Raw genomic sequence first — 23,616 nt, 5'->3', positions numbered from 1 at the left:
CCGTAATCTGTTGTTCAATCGGTCTTTGCCCCCGCCATGCACAAGCCGTTGCTCTTCGGAACTGTGGGCTTCGTGCTCCTGCTCGCGGCTGGAGGCGTCCTCGGGTCGAGTCCACTCGGCCCGGAGGCCCCGTCCGCATCGTCTCCTTCCGCACGGCCGGACACGATCGACACCTCGGACGTCTACACCCAGCGTCCGCCGAGCCGCAACGGCATCGGCAAGGTGTACATGGGCCGAGAAATTTCGAAGGTGATGGGGCACCGGGGGGCCAACTGGCTGGAGCGCCCCGAACGGGAAGAGAAGGAGCGCCCGGACCTGCTGGTCGACAGCCTTCCCCTCGACCCGTCCGACACCGTGGCCGACATTGGCGCCGGGACCGGCTACCTGTCGTTTCGCGTGGCTCCGCGCGTGCCGCAGGGGAACGTCCTCGCAGTCGATATCCAGCCGGAGATGCTAGACATGATGCGGGAGCGGATCGACGAGCGGGGCGTGGACAATGTGCTCCCCGTTCGGGGCACGGTGACGGACCCACAGCTTCCGGCCGACTCCGTTGACCTCGCCTACATGGTGGACGCCTACCACGAATTCTCCCACCCCTACGAGATGATGACGGCGCTCGTGGAGGATTTAACGCCGGGCGGACGCGTCGTGCTCGTCGAATATCCGCGAGAGGACCCGAGCATCCCGATCAAGACGCTGCACAAGATGACGGAGCAACAGGCCCGGAAGGAGATGCGGGCCGTGGGGCTCGAATGGGTGGAGACGAAGGACATGCTCCCCCGTCAGCACTTCATGGTCTTCCGGAAGCCGACGGAGTAGCTGTCTCGGACCCTTCTCCGATCCCGGTCACTCGCCGTCGGGCCGGCTTTCCGCCGCCCCATCGCCGGAGGGGCGCGGCGTCTCGCCGTCGCTCCGGAGCGTGAACTCGTCGAGCGAGAGACCGTCGATCACCGACTCGTACTTCGTGAGGTCCGCCGGCAGCAGCACCTCGTTCTCCTCCTTGCCCAGCTTGGCAATCGTGTCGAGGTACTGCTCCGCCAGGCGCAGCTTCACGGCCTCCTCCCCGCCCGGCGCAGACACGGAGGCGGCCACGCGTTCGATCGCCTCCGCCGTCGCCTCGGCCAGCGCCTCGATTTCTTGAGCGCGGCCCTCAGCCTCATTGATACGGCGCTGCTTCTCCCCCTCCGACTGGTTGATCAGCTCCTGCTTCTCCCCCTCCGCGTCGTTGACGGTGGACTGCTGCTTGCCTTCCGACCGGGCCACCGTGGCGCGGCGCTCCCGCTCGGCGGTCATCTGCCGCTCCATCGCCTTCTGCACCGTGCGCGGCGTGTCGATGTTCTTGATCTCGTAGCGGTGCACCTTGATGCCCCACGTCTGCTCCACCTCGCTCAGCACCTCCACGACGGCCTGGCTGATGGCCGCCCGCTCCTGAAACGTGGTGTCCAGCTCCATGCGTCCGATCACCGAGCGGGTGGTCGTCTGGGCCAGCTGAATGGCGCCCCGCCGGTAGTCCGTCACCCCGTAGGCCGCGTTTTCGGGGTTGGTCACGCTCAGGTAGATGATGCCGTCCACCTCCACCCGCACGTTGTCCTCCGTAAAGCACTCCTGCGGCTCCACGGGGATGGCCTGCTCGCGAAGGTCGAGCGTGTAGGCGACGCGGTCGATGAACGGCACCATCGCATGGAAACCAGCCCGAAGCGTCTTGTGGTAGTTGCCAAGGCGCTCCACCACGTAGGCGCTTTGCTGCGGGACAAACCGGATGGCCCGCAGGAACTTGTAGGCCACGTAGAGGGCCAGCAGCGACAGGATGCCGAGGCTGAGGGTGTCGAGAAACTCGAGGGGAGAAGCGTCCATGATGGCGTATGGGCGTTTGAGCGTGGGGGTGGAGAGCGTGGGGGCGGAGTGGAGAGAGGTTAGGACTCGTAGAGCACGGTGGACTCTTGAACACTCTTGTCCGGGCCGCACCAGGGCTCGGGGTCCTTCATCATGTTTACGAGGCCTCCGCAGATGTGATTGTAGGTGCTATCAAGGCCCTCGAAAGATTCTCCAGAGAGGTATCCGCTGTCCCGTCCGAACTGGAGCCACGTCCGGGTCTCGGCGGCTTCAGCGTCGGCGTCTGAGAGTTTGCTGACAAAGTGGTTCTCGTATCGTCGCTTCCGCCACGCTTCGGCGATATTTGCACAGACGGAGCGTGAGGAGCGCCGGATTTGATCCGTCAGTGAATAGGTCTCCTCCTTCGGCCACTCCTTCGAGTGTTCGAAGATTTGCGTGGCAGCGTCGTAGGCTTGCTGATAGACCCGAAGCTCCTTGAATTCACGAACAGGCATCAGACTGGCAGACGTCTTGGATGACGAATGTTGGCTCCCGCTCCTCTCTACTCCTGCACATTCCCGCGCACTCATACTCCCACGCCCCCACGCTCTTCACGCATTCCGGACAGAGTCCGTCACCTCCGAAGCACCCTCAAAGAACGACTTCAGGTTGGCGGCCTCCATCGGGAGCACGCTCACATTGGCCCCGTCCACGATCTCGCCGAGGCGGTCGATGAACTGCTCGGTGAGCCGCATCTTCACGGCAAGCGACCCGCCCGGCTGGGCAATGGCGTCCGCAATGCGCTCGATGCCGTCGGCCGTGGCCTCCGCGATGAGCTCCATTTCGCGCGCCTCCCCCTCCGCCTCGTTCACACGAGCCTCGCGCTGCCCCTCCGACATGAGGATCGACTTCTGCCGGTTGCCCTCCGACACGTTGATCCGAGCGTCGCGCTCCCCGCTCGACTCCGTAATCTCGGCCCGCTTCTCGCGCTCGGCCTCCATCTGCTTCTCCATCGTGAGCACGATGTCTTGCGACGGCTGAATGTCCTTCAGCTCGTAGCGCATCACCTTCACCCCCCACGGGTCGGAGGCCTTGTCCAGCTCCTCCACGATCGCCTCGTTCATCGAGTCCCGCTCGCTGAAGGTGTCGTCGAGCGTGATTTTTCCCACCTCGCTCCGCATGGTTGTCTGCGCGAGGTTCACGGCCGCCAGGCGATAGTCGTTGATGCCGTAGCTGGCCTTGTAGGGGTCCATCACCTTCAGGTAGACGATGCCGTCAACGTCGACCTCAATGTTGTCCTGCGTGATGCACTTCTGGTGCGGCACGTCGAGCACCTGCTCGCGCGTCTCCTGCCGGTAGGCCACGCGGTCGACCAGCGGAATGGTAAAGTGGAGCCCGGGGTGCAGCGTGTCGTGGTACTTGCCGAAGCGCTCCAGGATGACCTCCTCCCGCATTTCCACGATCACAAAGGTGTTGTAGAAGATGAACAGCCCGAAGGCAAGGAGGGCGAGCAGAAAGGTCCACATGGGCACAGGGAAACTGGTAGAAGAAGCAAATGGGGGCTAGCTGGACGAGCGGGCCGACGGGTCGTACCCGAGCCCGGACTCGTCGGAGGGACGGTCTTCGGGGTCCCGGGAGCGGGGGCTGTCGCCCTTCGACACGTCTTCCCCAATCGCCTCGGACAACTCGGCGTCGAGGTCGGCGTGGTCGGCCGGCTCCACGACCCACGTCAGGTTGTCGCGGTAGAGGAGCTGCGCCTCGGCATCCTTCGGCAGCCGGCCCTGGAGCGTGCGGGCGTCCCAGCTGGCGCCCCGGAATCGAATGCGCCCCGGACTCTCCGGCCCGATCGGCTCAAGGACCGTGACGGTCTCGCCCATGGCCTCGGCGTCCTCGTCGGTCATGGCCAGCGAGACCTCCCCCTGCACGAAGCGCAGCATGAGCGGCCGCAGCGCAATTGTGAGCCCGGTCGACAAAAACACCCAGGTGACGATGGACGACAGCGGGTCGACCAGCAGGCCGAGGGCCCGGAGCCCCCCCACCACCACACCCCCAATGCCGAGAAAAAACGCAATGCCTCCCGGCACCACCGCCTCGATGAGCATGAGGAGCGTCCCGCCGACGACGAAGGCCCACGTGAGAAGGGTCGGATCGAGGTCCATGATTGGAGAGAGAAACCGTATCTGTGAGTGCCCGCCCTTCGACATTTGTGAAGACATTTTATGGCACGCCTGAAGACGACAGAGGTTGCATCGCCCCACCTCTTCGCCTGGCGAACCGATCCGCGGGCTCCCGGTTGGCCTGACCCGTCGGGGTCCCTCCATTCACCGCTCATTGTCATGCCCGCCGCTCCCACCACCGACCGGTCCCCGCTCCTTCGCCCCCGCATCTTTGCCGACGTGCCCTCCGTGACGGCCGGCATGAGCACCCGGCACGGGGGCGTAAGTGGCCCGCCCTACGACACCCTCAACCTGGGCCGCCACGTGGGCGACACGGCCAGCTGCGTCGAAGAAAACCGGCGCCGGTTCTGCGCGGCCCTCCACACCGACCCGGCCTGGCTCGCGACGGCCGGGCAGGTCCACGGGTCTACGGTCCGCGTGATCGACGCGCCGCGGCACGAGCCCTTCTGCGACGGCCTCGTTACGACCACGCCCGGCCTGCTTCTCGCCATCGCCGTGGCCGACTGCGCGCCCGTGCTCCTGGCCGACCCAGAGCACGAGGTCGTGGGGGCGTGCCACGCCGGATGGCGGGGCACTGTCCGTCACATCGCCGCCCACACCGTTGCCACCATGGCAGACCGGGGGGCGGACCCGGCCCAGGTGCGGGCCTACGTGGGGCCGTGCCTGTCCCGGGAGGCCTTCGAGGTGGGTCCCGAGGTGGCGGCCCAGTTCGACGACGCCGTGGTGAGCTACCCCGAAGCGGACGGCCGTCCCCACGTCGACCTCAAGGCCGCCCTCCGTCGTCAGCTTGAGGGGGCCGGCGTGCCGGGCGCGGCCATTGAGGAGTCCTCCCACTGCACACTACAGGATACGGACACCTTCTTCTCTCACCGCGCGAGTGAAGGGGATACCGGACGCATGTTCGGAGCCATCGTGCTCCGTCACTGACGCCGGGCCCCGCGTCCTCATCCAAGCGCCATCCCCCCACGGCCGTGCCCATCCTCGATTCATCGTACTCTCCCCCGCCGGGCCTCAATGGCGGCCACCGGCAAACCCTGTATGCGTCGCTGCTGCGGCGCGTTGACTTCGAGTACGACCGCCGCGAGCGCCTCGCCACCCCGGACGACGACTTCCTCGACCTCGACTGGGCCGCGGCCGGGCCCGGCTCCTCGGAGCGCGTCGTCATCCTGACACACGGCCTAGAAGGGAGCGCCGACCGCGGCTACATGCGGGGGATGGCCCGAGCGTTCGTCCGGCGCGGATGGGACGCCTGTGCTCTGAATCTGCGCGGCTGTAGCGGCGAACCAAACCGGCAGGTGGCCACCTACCACAGTGGCAAGACCGACGACCTTGCCTTGGTCATCGACCGCGTGCTCGCCGAAGGCTACACGTCCGTGTCGCTGGTCGGCTTCAGCCTCGGGGGCAACCTCACGCTCAAGTACCTCGGCGAGCGCGGCCGGGACGTGGACGCCCGCATCCGAGGCGCCGCGGCGCTTTCGGCCCCCGTCGACCTCAGTGCCTCGGCCGACCGGATCGATCGGTGGACGAACTGGCACTACGTCCAGTACTTCCTCCGGTCGCTCCGTCGGAAGATGCGGGTGAAGGCCCGGCAGCATCCGGATCGAGTATCGACCAGGCACCTCCAAGAAATTCGCACCCTCCGCGGGTTCGACGATGCCTACACGGCCCCGCTCCACGGCTTCGAGGGCGCCACCGACTATTACCGACGCGCCAGCAGCAAGCCGCTACTCCCCGACATTTCCGTGCCAGCCCTCCTCCTCAACGCCGCCAACGACCCATTCCTTCCGCCCTCGTGCTATCCCCGCGAACTTGCGCGGGCCCACGGCCCGTTGACCCTGGAGGTGCCGGAAAGCGGCGGCCACGTCGGCTTCGTGGCCTTCAACAACCGCGGCGAGTACTGGTCCGAGCGCCGCACCACGTCGTTTCTCTCGTGACGCGACGCCCTGCTCTCGCCGTCATGCCGCCCCCTCCACGAGCCGTACATCCCGCGCCTTCAGCTGTAGGGTTGTTTGCCCATTCCACGTGTTTTCCTCCAGTGAGAAGAGCAGCTCCACCGGGGTGCCGGTCTCCTGGCTCTCCCGGAGCACCGACAGCTTTTCGCCCATGCCGAACCCGATCGCGTCGTAGGTGGCGCCGGCCGAGGCATCTCGCTGTCGCACCTCAAACTTGAGGTGACTGTCGTCACTCCCCACCGTGCGGGCGGAGACCACGTCCAGGTCCTCGGCGTGAAAGACCGGCGTCGGGTTGGAGGGGCCGAACGGGCCGAACTGCTTGAGCACGGCCCAAAAGCGGTCGTTGACCGCTCCAATCGTGTCCAGGTCCACCGGGGCGTCCACCTTGATCGACGGCGTGAGGAGCTCCGGCGTCACCCGCTCACCGACGGCGTCGTCGAACCGGTCACGAAACGTTTCGATGGCGTCGGCCGAGAGCGACATGCCCGCCGCGTGGTCGTGCCCCCCGAACTGGGCAAGCACGTCCTCGCAGTCCGCCAGGGCCTCGTAGATGTTGATGCCCTCGATGGAGCGGGCCGACCCCTTCACCGCCTCCCCGTTGTGGGTGAGCAGGATGGTGGGCTTGTGGAACCGCTCCACGAGGCTGCTGGCCACGATGCCGATGACGCCCAGGTGCCAGTCCGGATCGTAGAGCACCAGTGCATGCGGGCTGCGGGCCGTGATCTGGCGCTCCGCCCGTTCGATGGCCTCCTCTTCGATGGTGTCGTCGATGCGTCGCCGCTCGCGGTTCAGGTCTTCGAGCTCGGCGGCGAGCGGCTCGGCCTCCTCGTAGTCTTGGGCAAGGAGCAGCTCGACCGCCGCCGAGGCGTGCTCCATGCGGCCCGCGGCGTTGATCCGGGGGCCCAGGGTAAAGACGATGTTGCCCGTGGAGGTGACCGTCTGCAGATCGAGGTCGGCGGCGTCCGCCAGGGCCCGGACGCCCGGACGCGTGCTTCGCTGCAGCGCCTCCAGGCCCTCCGCCATGAGCACCCGGTTTTCGCCGTAGAGCGGCACAATGTCGCTGGCGGTAGAGAGGGCCAGCAGGTCGAGGTAGTCAAAGGCAGCCTCCGGGTCCTCGTCGCGATGCGCAAGGAGGGCCTGCACGAGCTTGAATGCAAGTCCACACCCGGACAACTCTACGAACGGATACTCGTCGTCGGGCCGCTTCGGGTCGAGCACGGCCAGCGCATCGGGCAGCGTCTCTTTGGGGGTGTGGTGGTCCGCAATGATGAGGTCGAGCCCCAGCTCCTGCGCGTAAGCCGCCTCCTCGTGGCCCGTAATGCCGCAGTCGAGCGCCACGACCAGCGAAGCGCCCCGCTCGGCCGCCGCGTCGAGGCCTCGCCGGCAGAGGCCATACCCATCCTCGTAGCGGTCCGGGACGAAGAAGGAGGCGTCCACGCCCCGGGAGCGCAGAAAGTCCGTAAAGAGCGCCGTTCCCGTCGTCCCGTCCACGTCGTAGTCGCCGTACACGAGCACCGACGCCCCGTCGTCAATGGCCTCTGACAGGCGGGCCGCCGCGGCGTCCATGTCCGCCATCCTGAACGGGTCGTGCAGGGCCGACCGGTCGGCCCGGAAGAACCGCTTGGCCTCCTCGAAGGTCGTGACGTCTCGCAGGGCAAGGGCCCGGGCGAGCGGCTCGGGCAGGTCATTGAGCTTGCGCTGCAGACGGGGCACCACGTCGGGGGCATCAAGGGAGCGCGGGATCCATCGGTAGGTCATTGGCGACAGGGCAAACCGGCGAAGAAGACGCGTAACGGGGTTGGAATATATAAGACACACCAACCCTTCCGTTGTAACGCAACGGACTGATTCCTCTTAAAAACGAGCATGCACGGCACAAGACTCCCAGGTAGGTGTGTTTTTCGCTGGTTTCTGTGTCCCGAAGAGAAACGGACCCTCGGCCCGGCCCGTGGTCCACTCTCCGTCCTTCTTCGAAAACGGCTCCATTGTGAACCAACCGGATGTGCCGTCCGTAGCAGCGAGTCCAGTTCACTTTGTGTATGCTGTCCGGAGTGAAGGCCATGAGGCCCGGCACGGTGGGGCCGTGGCCGGACCGTCCCCAGCGGACAGGTTTTTCCCCTCCTCGTCTGAGCGCCGGCGGGCCGGAGCCCCCATTCCTCCCCGGGCCTAGACGACCCAGCACTTGCGTCACCATGCCTTTTCACCGCGACGCCCCCTGCCCCTGTCGTTCCAAACGCCCCCCGTGTTGCCTCATTCGTTTTCGGGGCACGTCGTCTCCACTCAGTCCCCTCGATAACCCCATCTGGCCCGCGCGGCCTCTCGACCCGTGAGTGACTCTATGAAAATCTCGACCCTGCAGGACAAAAAGCTCGACGAGCTCCACGAGATCGCGCGGGAGCTCGATCTGACCGGCTACTCCAGCCTGCGCAAACAGGATCTCATCTATCGCATTCTGGAGGCACAGGCCGAGGGGGCAGCGTCGGGCACGGAGCCCGAGGCCGACGCGACAGAAGCCTCTTCCCCGTCGGACGATTCCCCGTCGGGCGATTCCCCGTCGGGCGACCGGGCCAAGGCATCCTCTCCGGAGGCCTCCACGAACCGGAGCTCCGGGAAACCGGACTACATGCGCCGCTACGACCCCAACGAGACGGAGCTTCGGGGCATGATCGAAAAGGTCGGCGTGCTCGAGATTCTGCCCGACGGGTATGGCTTTCTCCGGTCCGACGAGTACAGCTACCAGTCGAGCCCCGATGACATTTACGTCTCGCCGTCCCAAATCAAGCGCTTCGGCCTGCAGGAGGGCGATACGGTTGCCGGGCGCGTGCGCCCCCCGAAGGAAGGCGAGAAGTTCTTCGCCCTTATCCAGGTCGACTCGATCAACGGCCGCGCCCCAGGGGAGCTCGACGAGCGGGATGACTTTGAGTTTTTGACCCCCATCTTCCCCGAAGAGCGCTTTACCCTCGAGGTGGAGTCGGACAGCTACGGCCCCCGCATCCTCGACCTGTTCGCCCCCATCGGCAAGGGGCAACGGGGGCTCATCGTCTCGCCTCCGAAGGCCGGCAAGACGGTGCTGCTGCAGAAAATCGCCCACGGCATCACGACCAACCACCCCGACACCCATCTTCTCACCCTGCTCATCGACGAGCGCCCGGAGGAGGTCACGGACATGGACCGGACCGTGGAGGGCGAGGTCGTGGCCTCCACCTTCGACAAGGACCCGGAGCGTCACGTGGAGGTGGCCGACACGGTGCTGCTCAAAGTGCGCCGCCTCGTCGAGTCCGGACAGGACGTGTGCGTGCTGCTCGATTCGATCACCCGCCTGGCGCGCGCCCACAACGCCGTCACCCCGGAGAAGGGACGCACCTTGTCCGGCGGCATTGAGGCCGGGGCGCTGCGCGGCCCGAAGCGGTTCTTCGGCGCGGCCCGCAACGTCGAAGAGGGCGGCTCCCTCACCATCATCGGCACGGCCCTCATCGACACGGGCAGCCGCATGGACCAGGTCATCTTCGAGGAGTTCAAGGGCACCGGCAACATGGAAATCGTCCTGGACCGCGAGATGGCCGACCGGCGCCTCTACCCGGCCATCGACCTCATTCGCTCCGGCACCCGCCGCGAGGAGGAGCTGCTGCCCAAGCCGATGCTCAAGCGCGTGTGGGTGATGCGGAAGATTCTGGCGGATATGGAGCCGATCGAAGCCATGGAGTTCCTCCTCGACAAGATGAAGGGGACGGACGACAACGAAGAATTCCTGGAGATGATGAATTAGCATTCGGTCCCGTACCCCTCTTTTTCCGAACGGATGTTTTCCGGACGGGCCTCGTTCCTGAGCATCTTTGCGTCTCTTGTCTTTCCTCTGCATCACGATGCGCACAACCCTTCTCTCCCTCGGCCTTTCGCTTTTCTCGCTTCTCCTCGTTGCGGCTCCGGCCTCCGCACAGGACGCCGATCCCTTCATGCGCCACCCGGCCGTGCACCCGGATGGAGATCGGATCGCGGTGTCCTATCAAGGCGACCTGTGGACCGTCCCTGTCGGCGGCGGCACGCCCGAGCGCCTCACCATCCACGAGGCCTACGAGGGCGAGCCCCGTTGGGGCCCCGAGGGCACCCGGATCGCCTTTACGAGCGACCGCTACGGCAACGACGACCTCTACGTGATGGACGCGGCCGGCAGCACGCCGACCCGTCTCACGTACCACTCCACCGGCGACGCCATCGGCGGATGGACACCGGACGGCCAGCTCCTGTTTACCACCCGCCGCACGTACGCCCAGGCCGAGTGGTCGGACGAAATTTACACCGTCGACGCGGAGGGCGGCACCCCAGACCGTCGGCTCGACGCCGTGGGCAGTGCGCCGCGCATGTCGCCCGACGGCCGGTTCATCGCCTTCGAGCGCGGGTACAACGACATTGCGAAGAAGGGCTACGAAGGCCCCGCCGATCGGAATGTGTGGGTGTACGACACGGAAAATGACACCTACACGCAGGTGACCACCTACGCGGGCAACGACCACACGCCGGTGTGGACCGGCCCGCGCACGCTGCTCTACGTGAGCGAACAGAGCGGCGCCTACAACGTCCACCGCCTCTCCCTTACCGATCAGGGGGCCGCAGACGGAGCGCCTGAAGCCGTCACCACGTACGAGGACGACGGCGTGCGGAGTCTGAGCGCGAGTCGTGACGGCTCAGTGGTCGCCTTCGAGCGCCAGACCAGTGTGTTCGTGATGGAGAACGGCGGTGAGCCGCGCCCGCTCGATGTCACGGTCCCGAGCGACTACCGGTTTAGCCCCACCGAGAAGATGCAGATGACGGACGGTGTGCGCGACTACGCCGTCTCGCCGGACGGCGAGCAGGTGGCCCTTGTGCTCCGGGGCGAGCTGTTCCTCATGCAAAACGAAACGGGCGAGCCCCGCACCACGCGCCTCACCGACCATGCGTACCGGGACCGGGGCGTGGCCTGGATGAACGATTCGACCCTTGTCTTCTCCTCCGACCGCGCCGGGAACCAGTACGACCTCTACCGGCTCACGTCGGCCGACACCGAGCACCCGGGCGATCTGTACGATGCCCTGCAGTATGAGGTGACTCGACTCACCGATACGCCGGAAAGCGAGCGTGTGCTCGCGATGGCGCCCAATCGCTCCCGCGTTGCCTTCCGGCGGGGCGCCATGACGGCCTACGGGGAAGGACAGCTCATCACGGCCGCCGTCTCGGAGGGCACAATCGAGGACGAGACCGTCCTCGCGGAGGGCTGGAACGCCCCGACCGACGTGGCCTGGAGCCCCGACAGCGATTGGCTCGCGTACAGCCAGAACAACCTCAACTTCAACAGCGACGTCTTCATCCACGCCGCCGACGGCTCCACCGGACCCGTGAACGTGAGCCAGCATCCCAAGGGCGACGGCGAACCGGTGTGGAGCCCCGACGGCTCGAAGCTCGGCTTCGTCTCCAACCGCAGCGGCAACGACAACGACATCTGGTTCGTGTGGCTCGAGGAGGAGGACTGGGAAAAGACGGAGCGCGACTGGGACGCGCTTGAGGACGAGTCCGACGCAGAAAGCTCCGAAGACGACGCGCCCCCCGAGGTGAACATCGACCTCGAGAACATTCACGACCGCCTCGAGCGCGTGACGGCCCTTCCCGGCGGCGAAGGCGACCCGATCATCGCCGAAGACGGGGATACCTTCTACTTCGTGGGCGGCCGGGACGCCGGCCCCGCCGACTACGACTCCGAGGTCGACCTGTACAGCATCCAGTGGGACGGCTCCGAACGAACCCGCGTGACGGAGGGGGACGTCAGCCCCTCCGCCGTTCGCCTCTCGCCGGACTACTCCCAGATCTTCTTTGCCCACTCCGGCGGGCAGTTGGCCCGCGTCCCGGTCAAGAGCAACAAGCTCGAACCCCTGTCCTTCAGCGCCTCCATGACGGTGGACCACGCGGCGGAACGGACTCAAATCTTCGACGAGGTAGGCCGGGCCCTCGGCCAGGGCTTTTACGACCCCAACTTCCACGGCGACGACTGGCAGGCGCTCCTGGAGGAGTACCGACCGCGCGCCATGGAGGCCTCCACCGCGCAGGACTTCCAGACCGTCGTCAACCGCATGCTGGGGGAGTTGAACGCCAGCCACATGGGCTACTACGCCGGCGACCGCGCCGAGACGCAGGACGAGCGCACCGGGCGCCTCGGGGTGGAGCTGGATCCGGTCGAAAACGGTGTGGAGGTCCAGCGGGTCGTGCCGCGCTCCCCCGCCGACCGCGAGGCCAGCACGCTCCGCGAGGGGGACGTCATTACGGCCGTGGACGGCCAGGCGGTGACCGAGGCCGGCAACATCTACCGGCTGCTGGAAGGCACCGTCGAGGAGAAGGTCCTCCTGAGCGTCACCGGCGCCGACGGGACGGAGCGCACCGTGCGCCTCCGGCCGGCCGGCGACCTCGGCGACGAGCTCTACCGCGAGTGGGTGGAGAACCGCAAGGCGCTCGTCGAGGAGTACTCCGACGGCCGCCTCGGCTACATCCACGTGGAGGGCATGAATTGGGAGAGCTTCGAGCACTTCGAGCGGGAGCTGTACGCCAGCGGCCACGACAAGGAGGGCCTCCTCATTGACGTGCGCTACAACGGCGGCGGCTGGACGACCGACTACCTCATGACCGTGCTTAACGTGCGCCGGCACGCCTACACGGTGCCCCGCGGGGCCACGGACAATCTCCAGCAGAACCACACGCAGTTCCGCGGACACTACCCCTTCGGCGAGCGGCTCCCCTACGCGGCCTGGACGAAGCCGGTGGCCGCCCTCGCCAACGAAAACAGCTACTCCAACGCCGAGATCTTCTCCCACGCCTTCAAGAACCTCGACCATGGCACGCTCGTGGGCCAGCCCACCTTTGGCGCCGTGATCTCAACCGGCGGCGCGGGCCTTCTCGACGGCTCCTACGTGCGCATGCCGTTTCGGGCCTGGTATGTCCACCAGACCGACGAAAACATGGAGCATGGCCCCGCGCGGCCAGACATCCAGGTCGCAAACCCGCCGGGCATCAAGGCCGACGGGGAAGATCCGCAGCTGCGCCGCGCCGTGCAGGCCCTGCTGAACGAGAACGCCGAGTAGTGGGTGGCCCTTTCTCCTCTCTCACCCCGCGCCGATTGGGAGCCGGAGGGCGCCGCCCCCGCCCTTCGCCTCTGCACATGCTGCCGCCCAGGGCCCGTCGGGGAACCGAATGACGGGCCCGCTGTGTAGGAAGATTGGTCGCGATTGTCTCACCCATTTCCAACCTCCGCTCCATGCCCGAGAACGTAGACCTCCGTGCGTTGCTGTTCGACATGGATGGCGTCCTGGTGGACGTCTCCCGCTCATATCGCCGCGCAATTGAGGAGACGGTCGAGCACTTCACCGGCCGCCAGATTGGAGAGAATGCCATCCAACGGTACAAGAACTACGGCGGCTTCGAAGACGACTGGAAGCTCACCCACGCCATCGTCACGGACACGGCGATGGAGGTCCCCATCAGCCGCGTGATTGACGAGTTTCAGGACCGCTACCGCGGCGACGACTGGGACGGCTTCATTACCGAGGAGCCCCCGCTGATCGACGACCAGACCCTCGACACGCTCAACCAGAATCACATCCTGGGCATCGTCACCGGGCGGCCCGAGGAGGAGGCCCAGTGGACGCTCGACCATCAGAACTGGACGAGCCACTTTCCCCTCCTGGTGGGCAAGGAGAAGCAGGGGGATCGTCAGAAGCCCAACCCCTTCCCCCTCGAACACTCTCTTACCATGCTGGCCGCCGCCGGTTGCCCCATCGACCCGGAGGAGGCCGTGTACGTCGGCGACTCTGTCGACGACATGGATGCGGCCCGCAAGGCCGGCATGTGGCGCATCGGGGTCGTGCCCCCGTACGTGGAGGCCGACGATCACAAGCCGCTGCTGGAGGAGCATGGCGCGCACGTCGTGATCGATGACCTCGACACACTGCCCGATGTGCTGTCCACCCTCGGGGAGCGCACGCCTGCCCAAACGGCGCGATAACCCCTGTTCGAGGGACCAAACCACCCAGACCGTTCCGGCGGGCTCGGGCATGCCCCGGGCCTGCCGTTTTTTGTTGTCCCCCGTCCCACAGGGCGTGGGCTACGACCCATCCTCCACCACAATCTCGACCCGGCGGTCCTCGCGGCGTCGCTCCGGCGTCTCGTCTGCCCCCACCGTCGTTCGGGGCCCGAACGCCTCAATCTCGAGGCTCTCCGTCCGGATGCCGTGGTTCGTGTCGAGGTAGTGGGCCACCGCCGCCGCCCGCTGGGCCGACAGGTACCAGTTGCTCGGATAGGTGTCCCTGAGGCTGGGGCCAATGGGCACAGGGTCCGTATAGCCCTGTACGCGGAAGCCCGCGTCCGGATACTCCTCCTTGATCGTGGCCGCGTGCTTGTCGAGCTGCCGGCGGCCGCGGTCGGGGATCCAGGCGCTGCCCGACGGAAAGTAAATGGGCGGCCCGAGCGTCGTCTCCTCGTCCTGCGTCCGGGCCGAATCACGGAGCGTCTGCACCTCACGGGTCAGGTCCTGAGTGGCGGCCTGGAAGGAATCCACCCGGGCCCGCAGCTCCTGAACGGTTCCCTGATTGCCCTGCTGCTGACACCCGACGAGCGTGACGGCCAGAAGAAGACCCAAGAAGAAGCGCATCGACTTGAGGGGATTTGGGGCGGGACGTGATGTAGGTTTTCTAAAGTCCCCACTGCGACGCTGGAATGCAACACAGAGAGAACAAGCCCTGACGCGTCGATGTGCGCACCGCCGTTCTCTACGACGACCCCGGAGGGCTGATCGACGATCGCAGCGCCGCCCGCACTGTGTCCTCGACGCGGTCCATGTGTCGTCGCAGTGTATCGTACCCCATGTGTGCCCGGGCCACCGACCATCGCCCCCGGGCCACTCGCCGGATCCCTTCGCGGCGGTCGGGCTCGAAGGCACGCTCCGGGGTCCGCATCAGGTACCAGTGCGTCCTCTTCACGGCGTAGCGGTCCCCGTCCGGATAGCCGTGCTGGGTGGTGCCGAGCGTGGAGACCAGGCGAAGCGCCTCGATCCCGACTTCCTCCTGCACCTCGCGCCGGGCACACCCCTCCACAGACTCGCCGGGATCCTTCGTTCCCTTGGGAAGGTCCCACACGCCCCGTCGAAAGATGAGCAGCAGCGCTACGTCGTCCGGGAGGGGACAGCCCACGTAGCCCCCACCCGCCGTCACGGGCGCAGGGGCCCGGTACGGATCCGCATTGCAGATCGCCGCGGGGGGCACCGACGACACATGCACCGACTGTCCATTCTCCGGGGGGCGGCCGGGAAGCCTCCGAGGATCCACGACGAGCACCGGCCCCGTGTCCTCGGGGAGGGCCTCGAGGGTCGTCCACAGTCGCACCCCATCGTCGGGGGCGGAGACTCCCTGCTCCGCGAGTACGGACGGGTCAGGATCACGGGCGGCAACGGGATAGAACAGAAGCATGATCGACGCCAGGAACGGTGGGGGAGAGATTTAAAGAAACGGAGGGAGAGGGTACGCCTACAGCGACCCTGTGAGCAGGGCACAGAAAAGCGAAACACGCATGCCGCGGACGGCCTGGGGCCCCGTTCCAGGAAGAATCGCCGCAGAGCAGACGAACGAAAAGTGTCGTTATTTGCGTAGGGGATTTGCGTGGGGAACGTGCCGCTTCGATCCCGCCGCGCAGGCTTCCATCGACGAAGGAGCGACGTCGGGGTCGCATTCTCACAGTTCCTTCATTCTCCGCTCGGATCAACCCCCGGGCCTCCGGTTTTCTGGTGCTCTACGCATCATGTCTATCTGCACGTCTATCTGCGCAAGCACGCGCGGCCCCTCCGTTCTTCTACGAATAGGGCTGCCCCCGAGGCACGCTCCTTTTCTATGTGGCACCAAGCCTGGACGTGGTTCCGGGAGAGCCTCACGCTCAACCAGTGGATTTCGACGTCTACCCCGAAGACTGTGCGGCAGGACGGGGCGGCCGGCGTGACGGTGGGCGTCATGTTGATCCCGCAGGCGATGGCGTACGCCGTCATCGCGGGTCTGCCGCCCATTTATGGACTGTACGGGGCCCTCGTCCCCCTTCTCATCTATCCCATCTTTGGCACGTCGCGCCAACTGGCCATCGGGCCGCAGGCGCTCGACATGCTGATCCTGGCGGCGGGGCTCGGGGCCGTGACCCAGGTGGGATCCGGCGAGTACGTGGCGATGGCCATCATTGTAACCGCGATGGTGGGGCTGATGCAGATTGCGATGGGCGCCATGCAGCTCGGATTCGTCGCCAATCTGCTATCGCGGCCCGTGATTACGGGGCTGACTTCCGCCGCGGCACTCATCATCTCGTTCAGTCAGCTGGGAAGCCTCCTCGGCGTCGACCTCGGCAACTCGCAGTACGTCCACGTTGTGTTTTGGCGCGCCCTCCAGCACCTTGGAGAGGTGCACCTGCTGTCGCTGGGCATTGGGGCCGCCGGCATCGCCCTGCTTCTGTTGCTCCCCCGGTGGGCCCCAGCGATTCCGGAGGCGCTCGTCGTGGTGGCCCTGGCCACCGTGGCCAGCTATGCGTTCTCGTTCGAAGACAGTGGGGTGGCCGTGGTGGGCTCCATCCCGGAGGGCCTTCCGCCCCTCACCCTGCCGACCCTCAACCTGAGCACGCTCAATGCCCTGCTCCCGGCCGCCTTCACTCTGGCCCTTGTGCAGTTCATGAAGAACGTCTCGCTGGGGCGTGTCTTTGCGACGCGGCACGGGTATACGATCGACCCCAATCGCGAGCTGGTGGGCCTCGGAGCGGCCAACTTCGTGGGGTCCTTTTTCTCGAGCATTCCCGTGTCCGGGAGTTTTTCCCGGTCGGCCGTCAACGACCAAACGGGGGCCCAGACGCCCCTCGCCAACTGGTTCACGGCTGGGGTCATTGCCCTCACGCTCCTCTTCCTGACCCCGCTCTTCTACTACCTGCCCCTGCCGGCCCTGGCCGCCATCATTATCGTGGCCGGGATCGGGCTCATCGACCTGCACGAGCTACGGAGTCTCTTCAAGGCCCGGCGGCGCGACGGCTACATTGCCCTCTTTACGGCGGCCTGCACACTGCTGATCGGCATCCAGGAGGGCATCCTGCTGGGCATCGGCACCTCGCTGGTGGCCGTGCTCTACCGAATTAGCCGGCCCAACATGGCCGAGCTCGGGCACGTCCCCGGCACCCGCCTCTTCCGCGACCCGGACCGCTTTGAGCAGGCCGCCCGCCTCCGGGGCATCATGGTCCTGCGCGTGGACGCCTCCTTCTCGTTTGCCAACGCCGAGTACTTTAAGGACTTCATCCTGGAGAAGAGTGAGCGCGAGGGCCGCACCGTGAAGGTCGTCATCGTGGACGGCAGCAGCATCAACGGCCTCGACACGACGGCAATCGAGGCCCTGTTCTCCGTCGTCGAATCGTTGGAGGAGGAGGACATTGAGCTTCACCTGACGGGCCTCATCGGGCCGGTGCGCGAGGTGGTGCGCCGCTCGGGGCTGCACGCCCTGCTCGGCGAGAACAAGTTTCACCTCGACCCCCACATGGCCGTCGTGAGCGTGCTGGAGCGCTGGGACGCGGCGGAGGACACCGACCGCGTCGAGCAGTACTTCGCCACGACGGAGCCGGAGAAGAAGGAGGCGACACCCGCGGCGTCGTAAGACGTCGTAATGCGGGACGCACCGCGCCCTCGGGATGCCCATCACTCTTCCTCGCGCTGCGCGAGCGTTCCGCACTCGCGGGCCTGCCGCACCACCTGTCCCACCGTGAAGGTCCAGCGCGGCGACGCGTCGCACCCTGCGGCTTCGAGTGCGGCGGCCGCCCAATGGTTGCAGTTGTTGAAGACGTGGTACGTCAGCGGCGACGCGTAGAAGCGACTGTCGATGTAGAAGCCCGGCGCCGCGACCGGGGCACGCCCGGTCGAGTCGACCGCGAACGATTCCGCAACAAAGGTGGTGAGGGCCTCAAGTTCGGCGGCCGAGACCGGCACGCGGACGACGGTCTCCCTCCCGAATCGGTCGAAAACGGAACGCTGAATGGGCACAACGTGAAGCACACTGCCCGTGGGCCAGGCCCCAGCCCGAACCGCCCCCCACACCCCGCGCGACTGCCCCGGGTAGTAGCGCGCCTCCCCCCAGCCTACCTCCAGGTACCGAGCGTTGGCAGCATCGCCGTGCACCGGCCACCGACCGTCGGGCACGTCGGCCCGACGGACGGCAATGCCCGCGTGCCAGCCGTGCTTGACGACGTACACGACGCTCGTGCTGTCGGGCCCCTCCCCCGGCGAGACGGCCTGACGCGGCAGGTGGCAGCGCGCCGCCAGCACGACGAGCCACACGGCCACTCCGCCGACAAGAAGACCGCGGCGCCACTGCATTCACTGGAACGAGGGGTCGGGAAGAGAAAGAGGATCCCCTTCAATTAGCGGCACCGTGTCCAGGATCCGACACTCCTCCGCTGTCTCGCCTCTCCCCCCTGCATTCGCGCCGTACAGTGGCTATTCTAACCGGGCGGAGCCCCTCGAATTTATAGCCCAACCCCCATGGAGCAGAACGCCGCACTCCGTTCCCACCTCACGGACCTCCTCGCCGCCCGACAGGCCCACTGCACGTTCCCGGACGCCGTGGCCCACATGCCCACAGGTCGTCGCGGCGAGCGCCCGGACGCACTGCCGTACTCCGTGTGGGAGCTCGTTGAGCACATCCGACGCGCGCAGCGGGACATCCTCGACTACTGCCGCCATTCGGACTACGAGGCCGGCGAGTGGCCGCACGACTACTGGCCCGATACGACCGCTCCCTCCACTCCCACGGCGTGGGACGAGTCCGTGGCCCAGGTGCAGGACGATCAGGAGGCCCTGTGCGATCTCGTTGCCGACGAGACAATCGACCTCTACAACACGGTCCCGTCCAGCGACGAGCACACGTACCTCCGCGAGGCCATGCTCGTGGCCGACCACACGGCCTACCACGTCGGGCAGATCGTCACGGTGCGCCGCCAGCTCGGGCTCTGGCCCCCCAGCGGAGACGCCGAGTAGCCGACCGTGCCACCTACGATTGCGACTGGAGGGCGCGATCCAGGTACTCTTCCGCCTCCGCCTCCACGCGACTGCGCATCGGCTGCAGAAAGGCGCTGAGGGTGATCGCAACGTGCACTGCGTCGGCCTCCACTTCAATGTGGCCGTCGGCCCCCTGCCCGCTAAACTGCAGGGTGTCCCCCGTCCACTCGGCGTCGACCCCGAGCTGGGCTTCGAGCTTTTCAGCAACATGCTCGACGGCCCCCCGTCCATCGTCGAGCCCCAGGGAGTGCGAGCGGGTAATGTCGATGTCGGCCATTGGCACGGGCGTATTTAGAAAAGCATGCAGAGAAGAATGGATACGGCGAGTCGCCCTGTCCGTTCGCGCCGCCTATGCTTTCCTCCTGTCGGCCCCTTGTAAGTGCCCTGTCGTCGTCGTTTGTTGTGGAGGTGCGTCGTCTGTTCCTTTCCGCGCCCCCACCATGCGCCCTGCCCTCCGTTCCCGCCTCGGCCTCTTTGTTCTTGGCCTGCTGCTTCTGCCCCTTACAGCCTCGGCCCAGCCGTCGGAGGCCCTGCAGTCGCCCGCCACCTTCCTGGGGTACGAGCTCGGCGAGCAGTTTACGCCCCACCACCGGGTCGTGGACTACGTGCGACACGTGGCCGAGCACTCGCCCCGCGTGGCCCATCGCCAGTACGGCACGTCGGTGGAGGGGCGCCCGCTCCTGCTCGCCACCGTGACGGCGCCGGATAACCACGACCGCCTCGAGACGCTCCGCCGCGACAACCGGAAGCGCGCCGGCCTCGTCGAGGGCGTGCCCCAGGCTGAGCCTACGGCCGTCGTTTGGCTCAGCTACGGCGTGCACGGCAACGAGTCCGTCTCCACCGAGGCGGCGCTCCGCACCCTCTACGCCCTCGGCGACCCCCAGAACAGCCGGACGGGCGGCTGGCTGGGGGACGCGGTGGTGCTGCTCGATCCGCTTCTCAACCCCGACGGGCGCGAGCGCTACGTGCAGTGGTACAAGCGCATGGCCGGGGACCAGCCCAACGCCCGGCCGGCGGCCCGCGAGCACCACGAGCCCTGGCCCAGCGGCCGCACGAACCACTACTACTTTGACCTCAACCGCGACTGGGCCTGGGGAACACAACCGGAGACGCGACAACGGCTCGACGCCTACCATCGCTGGATGCCGCACGTGCACGTCGACTTCCACGAGATGGGCGTGGACGAGCCGTACTACTTTGCCCCGGGGGCCGAGCCGTTCCACGAAACCCTGACCGAGTGGCAGCGCGACTTTCAGTTCACGATTGGGCGCAACAACGCCGACTACTTCGACGAGAATGGGTGGCTCTACTTCACCGAAGAGGTGTTTGACCTGTTCTACCCCGGCTACGGCGACACGTGGCCCCTCTTTAACGGCGCCATCGGGATGACCTACGAACAGGGCGGATCGGGGCGGGCCGGGCGCGCCATCGTCACCGCCGAGGGCGATACGCTCACGCTGCTCGACCGCCTCCGCCGTCACCACACCACCGGCCTCTCCACCGTCGAGGCGACGGCCGACCACCACGAGCGGGTGGTCCGGCAGTTTGAGGACTACTACGCCTCGGCCCAGGAGACCCCGCCCGGGGAGTACCGGACCTACGCCGTGCGACGGGACGCGCAGGGGCACCGGCTCGCGGCCCTCACCGACCACCTCGACCGCCAGCGGATCCGCTACGGCTACGTCACCGAGCCGAAAAGGGTGCGCGGGCGCAGCTACCACAGCGGCGAAACGGAACAGATGCGCCTGCAGGAAGGCGACCTTCTCGTGAACGCGGCCCAGCCGAAGGCCCGTCTCGCGAAGGTGCTCCTGGAGCCGAAGACGACCATCGTCGACTCCCTGACGTACGACATTACCGCCTGGGGCCTGCCGTACGCCTACGGCCTCGAGGCGCTGGCCCTGCCGGAGTCGGTCGCCCCCGACACCCGTACCGCCCCGGCCTCGCCCGCTCCGTTGACCGGCGACACGGACGCCCCCTACGCCTATGTCACCCCCTGGACGAGCCGGGCCGACGCCCGCTTCGCGGCGGCGCTGCTCGACGAGGGGCTTCGGCTTCGTTTCGCCACCGAGTCGTTCACGGTGGACGACCGCTCGTTCGAGCCGGGCGCCCTTATTCTCACCCGCGCCGGCAATACGAGCCGGACCGACCGATTCGACGCGACGGTGCAGCGGCTGGCCGAGGCCCACGAGCAGTCGCTCCACGGCGCATCGACCGGGTTCACGCCGCAGGGGCCGGACTTCGGGTCCGACAACGTGGGGTTTGTGGAGGCTCCACACGTGGCCGCACTCTCAGGCCCGCCCACGAGCGCGTCCCGCGCCGGAGAGGTGTGGCACTTTTTCGACCGGCAGCTCGACTACCCCGTCACCCTCCTGCCCGCCGACGATTTTGAGGCCTCGATGCTCGAGGACGTGGACGTGCTCGTGCTTCCGAGTGGAGGGTACGGCGGATGGTTTACCGACGCGCGGGCCACGGCCCTCACGGACTGGGTGCGGCAGGGCGGGCGCCTCATTTCCATGGGCACCGCCAACGAGGCCCTGACCAATCGAGCCCCGTACGCGCTCACACACAAGACACCCGGCGCTTCGGACACGACCGAGGACGCCCCCCTCACGCCCTACGGCGCTCAGACTCGGAAGCGCCTCTCCGGGGCCACGCCCGGCAGCATTCACCGCGTGCAGCTTGACGACTCGCACCCGCTGGGCTTCGGCGTCGAGCCCCCCTACTTCACGCTCAAGCGCAACGACGACGCGTTTGCCTATCTCGACGAGGGGCAGACCGTGGGCGCCCTGGAGGCCCCCGCGCCCGTGAGCGGCTTCATGGGCCACGAGGCGCAGCGGACGGTCGACGACACGTTCCTCTTCGGCACGCAGTCGATCGGGGACGGGCAGGTGACCTACTTCGTCGACAATCCTCTCTTTCGGGGCTTCTGGTACAACGGGCAGGTCCTTTTCGCGAACGCCGTCTTCTTTGTGGGAAATGGGTAGTGGTTCTTGGGTGAGGGGTACGAGGGAGCGGAAACGAAACTGGAATCTCTTTTCACCTCTTCCCCTTCCTTCTTCCCCACGGGGATTCAGTCCATGCCGACCCCGAACATGTTCTCCAAGTCGTGGCTGGAGTGGACGCGAAACCCGATGAGCGTCTCGGTGTCCGTAATGCCCTCCACCTGACGAATCTCGCTCGTCACGAGGTCGGCGAGCGCCTCGTTCTCGGCCACGCGCAACATGGCGACGAGGTCGACCCGCCCCGCCACGGAGTGCACCTCGGTGATGCCGTCGAGGGCCGCGAGCGCATCGGCCACCTTGTTGACTTTGCCGCGCTCGGTATCGAGAAGAACAATTGCGGTGACCATGTTGCGGGGGATCTGTGCGTAGAGAGACAATGCTGGAACGTACAAAGGCAATATACGCCCAAAGTCCCAGACGGCCAAACGCACACTCGCGCGATCACGATTCCTTTCCATCCGCCCCTTTCCATGAGCGCCTCGTCTTCGACCGATTCCGGCACCGCCGGTGAGCACCACGTTTATGTCGTCGAGTGCAGCGACGGCACCTACTACACCGGCTACACAACGGACGTGGAGCGGCGAGTGGCCGAGCACAACGACGGCACAGCGGCCAAGTACACCCGCGGGCGGCGCCCGGTGACGCTGGTGCACACGGAAACGTTCGACGACCAGTCCGCCGCCATGCAGCGGGAGTACGCGATCAAGCAGCTGCGGCGGGCGGCGAAGGAGCGGCTCGTGCACCCCGGCACGAATTCAGTGTCGTGAGCTCCCCCCAATCGGCCGGGCGATCACTGCACCGCGGACGGCCAGGGCTCCGCGGCCCACCGGCTGTTGTCTTGGTGGATGCCGGGACACCATTTCTGAACCAACCCGTCTCGCTTCCGAGCCAACGCCAGCCTACAGCGGCATGTTGCCGTGCTTCTTGCGCGGGTTGTTGACCACCTTGTTCTCCAGCATGTCGAACCCGCGGATGAGGCGCTCGCGGGTCTCGCTCGGCTTGATGACGTCGTCGACGTATCCGTACTCGGCCGCCACATAGGGCGTGGCGAAGCGGTCGCGGTACTGCTCCACGAAGTCATCCTTCGCGGCCTCCGGGTCGTCGGCCGCGTCCAGCTCGTCGCGGTAGATGATCTCGACGGCGCTCTTTGGGCCCATCACGGCCACCTCGGCAGTGGGCCACGCGAAGTTGAGGTCGCCGCCGATGTGCGTCGAGTTCATCACGTCGTAGGCCCCGCCGTACGCCTTGCGCGTGATGACGGTGATGCGGGGGACGGTGGCCTCGCAGAAGGCATAGAGCAGCTTGGCGCCGTGCTTGATGATGCCGTTCCACTCCTGGTCGGTGCCGGGCAGGAAGCCGGGCACGTCCTCCATCACGAGGAGCGGCACGTTGAACGCGTCGCAGGTGCGCACGAAGCGGGCGCCCTTGATCGAGGCGTCGATGTCGAGCACGCCGGCCAGCACCGCGGGCTGGTTTGCCACGATGCCGACCGGGCGCCCCCCGATGCGCGAAAAGCCCGTGAGCAGGTTCTCGCCGAAGTCGGGCTGGATCTCGAAGAAGTCGTCCGCGTCGACGAGGTGCCGGATCACGTCCCGCATGTC

21 protein-coding genes are annotated in these 23,616 nt (G+C 66.7%); 10 read left to right on the top strand and 11 right to left on the bottom strand.

Translation table 11 applies throughout. The annotated features are described in order from the left end of the window. Positions 1–36: 36 nt before the first annotated feature. Entirely contained in the window at positions 37–819 is a 783-nt protein-coding gene (locus V5A20_RS03290; RefSeq protein ID WP_332315851.1) for a class I SAM-dependent methyltransferase, read from the top strand. 27 nt (positions 820–846) lie between these two features. Here the strand turns inward: V5A20_RS03290 and V5A20_RS03285 are convergent, their stop codons facing one another. The 4 genes from V5A20_RS03285 to V5A20_RS03270 form a co-directional block, all read right to left on the bottom strand. Further along, entirely contained in the window at positions 847–1,854 is a 1,008-nt protein-coding gene (locus V5A20_RS03285) for an SPFH domain-containing protein (RefSeq protein WP_332326699.1), read from the bottom strand. Between the two features lie 59 nt (positions 1,855–1,913). Further along, on the bottom strand, positions 1,914–2,327 hold the full coding sequence (locus tag V5A20_RS03280) for a four helix bundle protein (RefSeq protein WP_332316744.1): 414 nt from the start codon (positions 2,325–2,327) through the stop codon (positions 1,914–1,916). A gap of 96 nt (positions 2,328–2,423) precedes the next feature. After that, positions 2,424–3,338: a stomatin-like protein gene (locus V5A20_RS03275; RefSeq protein WP_332316743.1), complete on the bottom strand. Its 915-nt coding sequence runs from the start codon at positions 3,336–3,338 to the stop codon at positions 2,424–2,426. A gap of 36 nt (positions 3,339–3,374) precedes the next feature. Beyond that, positions 3,375–3,971 (bottom strand): NfeD family protein, encoded by a 597-nt coding sequence (locus V5A20_RS03270; protein ID WP_332316742.1) that lies wholly within the window; start codon positions 3,969–3,971, stop codon positions 3,375–3,377. 177 nt (positions 3,972–4,148) lie between these two features. Between V5A20_RS03270 and pgeF the strand changes: the two genes are divergently transcribed. Both pgeF and V5A20_RS03260 read left to right on the top strand, forming a co-directional pair. Next, on the top strand, positions 4,149–4,916 hold the full coding sequence (gene pgeF, locus V5A20_RS03265; RefSeq protein WP_332316741.1) for a peptidoglycan editing factor PgeF: 768 nt from the start codon (positions 4,149–4,151) through the stop codon (positions 4,914–4,916). Positions 4,917–4,960: 44 nt separating this feature from the next. After that, positions 4,961–5,923: a YheT family hydrolase gene (locus V5A20_RS03260; protein WP_332326698.1), complete on the top strand. Its 963-nt coding sequence runs from the start codon at positions 4,961–4,963 to the stop codon at positions 5,921–5,923. 21 nt (positions 5,924–5,944) lie between these two features. On the opposite strand, the gene recJ is transcribed toward V5A20_RS03260, so the two are convergent. After that, positions 5,945–7,699, bottom strand: a complete 1,755-nt coding sequence (recJ, locus tag V5A20_RS03255; RefSeq protein WP_332316739.1) for a single-stranded-DNA-specific exonuclease RecJ — start codon at positions 7,697–7,699, stop codon at positions 5,945–5,947. A gap of 580 nt (positions 7,700–8,279) precedes the next feature. Here recJ and rho point away from each other — a divergent pair. The 3 genes from rho to V5A20_RS03240 all read left to right on the top strand — a co-directional run bounded on the left by rho (position 8,280) and on the right by V5A20_RS03240 (position 13,961). Next, positions 8,280–9,707 carry a transcription termination factor Rho gene (rho, locus tag V5A20_RS03250; protein ID WP_332326697.1) on the top strand — a complete coding sequence of 476 codons (1,428 nt, stop codon included), beginning with the start codon at positions 8,280–8,282 and terminating at the stop codon, positions 9,705–9,707. Between the two features lie 97 nt (positions 9,708–9,804). Further along, a complete protein-coding gene (locus tag V5A20_RS03245; RefSeq protein ID WP_332316072.1) occupies positions 9,805–13,041 on the top strand; it encodes a S41 family peptidase in 3,237 nt (1,078 codons plus the stop codon). A 173-nt stretch (positions 13,042–13,214) separates the two neighbouring features. Further along, positions 13,215–13,961 carry a TIGR01548 family HAD-type hydrolase gene (locus V5A20_RS03240; RefSeq protein ID WP_332316071.1) on the top strand — a complete coding sequence of 249 codons (747 nt, stop codon included), beginning with the start codon at positions 13,215–13,217 and terminating at the stop codon, positions 13,959–13,961. A gap of 99 nt (positions 13,962–14,060) precedes the next feature. Here V5A20_RS03240 and V5A20_RS03235 read toward each other — a convergent pair whose 3' ends face one another. After that, positions 14,061–14,606 carry an OmpA/MotB family protein gene (locus V5A20_RS03235; protein ID WP_332316070.1) on the bottom strand — a complete coding sequence of 182 codons (546 nt, stop codon included), beginning with the start codon at positions 14,604–14,606 and terminating at the stop codon, positions 14,061–14,063. Between the two features lie 118 nt (positions 14,607–14,724). Then, positions 14,725–15,420, bottom strand: a complete 696-nt coding sequence (locus V5A20_RS03230) for an NUDIX hydrolase (protein ID WP_332326696.1) — start codon at positions 15,418–15,420, stop codon at positions 14,725–14,727. A 417-nt stretch (positions 15,421–15,837) separates the two neighbouring features. Here V5A20_RS03230 and V5A20_RS03225 point away from each other — a divergent pair, with 417 nt between their 5' ends. Further along, on the top strand, positions 15,838–17,616 hold the full coding sequence (locus V5A20_RS03225; RefSeq protein WP_332326695.1) for a SulP family inorganic anion transporter: 1,779 nt from the start codon (positions 15,838–15,840) through the stop codon (positions 17,614–17,616). A 41-nt stretch (positions 17,617–17,657) separates the two neighbouring features. Here V5A20_RS03225 and V5A20_RS03220 read toward each other — a convergent pair whose 3' ends face one another. Then, positions 17,658–18,332: a DUF2459 domain-containing protein gene (locus V5A20_RS03220; protein ID WP_332316067.1), complete on the bottom strand. Its 675-nt coding sequence runs from the start codon at positions 18,330–18,332 to the stop codon at positions 17,658–17,660. Positions 18,333–18,497: 165 nt separating this feature from the next. Between V5A20_RS03220 and V5A20_RS03215 the strand changes: the two genes are divergently transcribed. Continuing rightward, on the top strand, positions 18,498–18,992 hold the full coding sequence (locus tag V5A20_RS03215) for a DinB family protein (RefSeq protein WP_332316066.1): 495 nt from the start codon (positions 18,498–18,500) through the stop codon (positions 18,990–18,992). A gap of 13 nt (positions 18,993–19,005) precedes the next feature. Here V5A20_RS03215 and V5A20_RS03210 read toward each other — a convergent pair whose 3' ends face one another. Beyond that, positions 19,006–19,290, bottom strand: coding sequence for a polyhydroxyalkanoic acid system family protein (locus tag V5A20_RS03210; RefSeq protein ID WP_332326694.1), 285 nt, complete (start codon positions 19,288–19,290; stop codon positions 19,006–19,008). A 163-nt stretch (positions 19,291–19,453) separates the two neighbouring features. On the opposite strand from V5A20_RS03210, the gene V5A20_RS03205 reads away from it, so the two are divergent. Continuing rightward, the gene (locus V5A20_RS03205) at positions 19,454–21,997 is read left to right on the top strand and encodes a M14 family metallopeptidase (RefSeq protein ID WP_332316064.1); all 2,544 of its coding nucleotides are present in this window, start codon (positions 19,454–19,456) and stop codon (positions 21,995–21,997) included. A gap of 86 nt (positions 21,998–22,083) precedes the next feature. Here the strand turns inward: V5A20_RS03205 and V5A20_RS03200 are convergent, their stop codons facing one another. Further along, the gene (locus tag V5A20_RS03200; RefSeq protein WP_332316063.1) at positions 22,084–22,362 is read right to left on the bottom strand and encodes an Lrp/AsnC family transcriptional regulator; all 279 of its coding nucleotides are present in this window, start codon (positions 22,360–22,362) and stop codon (positions 22,084–22,086) included. Positions 22,363–22,485: 123 nt separating this feature from the next. On the opposite strand from V5A20_RS03200, the gene V5A20_RS03195 reads away from it, so the two are divergent. Next, on the top strand, positions 22,486–22,782 hold the full coding sequence (locus tag V5A20_RS03195) for a GIY-YIG nuclease family protein (protein ID WP_332316062.1): 297 nt from the start codon (positions 22,486–22,488) through the stop codon (positions 22,780–22,782). 132 nt (positions 22,783–22,914) lie between these two features. On the opposite strand, the gene V5A20_RS03190 is transcribed toward V5A20_RS03195, so the two are convergent. Further along, positions 22,915–23,616: acyl-CoA carboxylase subunit beta (locus tag V5A20_RS03190; protein ID WP_332326693.1), on the bottom strand; the 702-nt coding region annotated here is incomplete at its 5' end.

The organism is Salinibacter sp. (assembly GCF_036626415.1).
In the GTDB taxonomy this organism is placed as follows: Bacteria; Bacteroidota; Rhodothermia; order Rhodothermales; family Salinibacteraceae; genus Salinibacter.
This window is presented reverse-complemented; position numbering and strand designations above follow the sequence as displayed.

Excerpts from the sequence above, each read along its gene's own strand:
- V5A20_RS03245 (WP_332316072.1), top strand. The coding sequence starts at position 9,805 with ATGCGCACAACCCTTCTCTCCCTCGGCCTTTCGCTTTTCTCGCTTCTC.
- V5A20_RS03275 (WP_332316743.1), bottom strand. The coding sequence starts at position 3,338 with ATGTGGACCTTTCTGCTCGCCCTCCTTGCCTTCGGGCTGTTCATCTTC.
- V5A20_RS03215 (WP_332316066.1), top strand. The coding sequence starts at position 18,498 with ATGGAGCAGAACGCCGCACTCCGTTCCCACCTCACGGACCTCCTCGCC.
- rho (WP_332326697.1), top strand. The coding sequence starts at position 8,280 with ATGAAAATCTCGACCCTGCAGGACAAAAAGCTCGACGAGCTCCACGAG.
- V5A20_RS03200 (WP_332316063.1), bottom strand. The coding sequence starts at position 22,362 with ATGGTCACCGCAATTGTTCTTCTCGATACCGAGCGCGGCAAAGTCAAC.
- V5A20_RS03270 (WP_332316742.1), bottom strand. The coding sequence starts at position 3,971 with ATGGACCTCGATCCGACCCTTCTCACGTGGGCCTTCGTCGTCGGCGGG.
- V5A20_RS03195 (WP_332316062.1), top strand. The coding sequence starts at position 22,486 with ATGAGCGCCTCGTCTTCGACCGATTCCGGCACCGCCGGTGAGCACCAC.
- V5A20_RS03210 (WP_332326694.1), bottom strand. The coding sequence starts at position 19,290 with ATGGCCGACATCGACATTACCCGCTCGCACTCCCTGGGGCTCGACGAT.
- V5A20_RS03205 (WP_332316064.1), top strand. The coding sequence starts at position 19,454 with ATGCGCCCTGCCCTCCGTTCCCGCCTCGGCCTCTTTGTTCTTGGCCTG.
- V5A20_RS03285 (WP_332326699.1), bottom strand. The coding sequence starts at position 1,854 with ATGGACGCTTCTCCCCTCGAGTTTCTCGACACCCTCAGCCTCGGCATC.
- V5A20_RS03235 (WP_332316070.1), bottom strand. The coding sequence starts at position 14,606 with ATGCGCTTCTTCTTGGGTCTTCTTCTGGCCGTCACGCTCGTCGGGTGT.
- V5A20_RS03290 (WP_332315851.1), top strand. The coding sequence starts at position 37 with ATGCACAAGCCGTTGCTCTTCGGAACTGTGGGCTTCGTGCTCCTGCTC.
- V5A20_RS03240 (WP_332316071.1), top strand. The coding sequence starts at position 13,215 with ATGCCCGAGAACGTAGACCTCCGTGCGTTGCTGTTCGACATGGATGGC.
- V5A20_RS03220 (WP_332316067.1), bottom strand. The coding sequence starts at position 18,332 with ATGCAGTGGCGCCGCGGTCTTCTTGTCGGCGGAGTGGCCGTGTGGCTC.
- V5A20_RS03225 (WP_332326695.1), top strand. The coding sequence starts at position 15,838 with ATGTGGCACCAAGCCTGGACGTGGTTCCGGGAGAGCCTCACGCTCAAC.
- recJ (WP_332316739.1), bottom strand. The coding sequence starts at position 7,699 with ATGACCTACCGATGGATCCCGCGCTCCCTTGATGCCCCCGACGTGGTG.
- V5A20_RS03230 (WP_332326696.1), bottom strand. The coding sequence starts at position 15,420 with ATGCTTCTGTTCTATCCCGTTGCCGCCCGTGATCCTGACCCGTCCGTA.
- V5A20_RS03280 (WP_332316744.1), bottom strand. The coding sequence starts at position 2,327 with ATGCCTGTTCGTGAATTCAAGGAGCTTCGGGTCTATCAGCAAGCCTAC.
- pgeF (WP_332316741.1), top strand. The coding sequence starts at position 4,149 with ATGCCCGCCGCTCCCACCACCGACCGGTCCCCGCTCCTTCGCCCCCGC.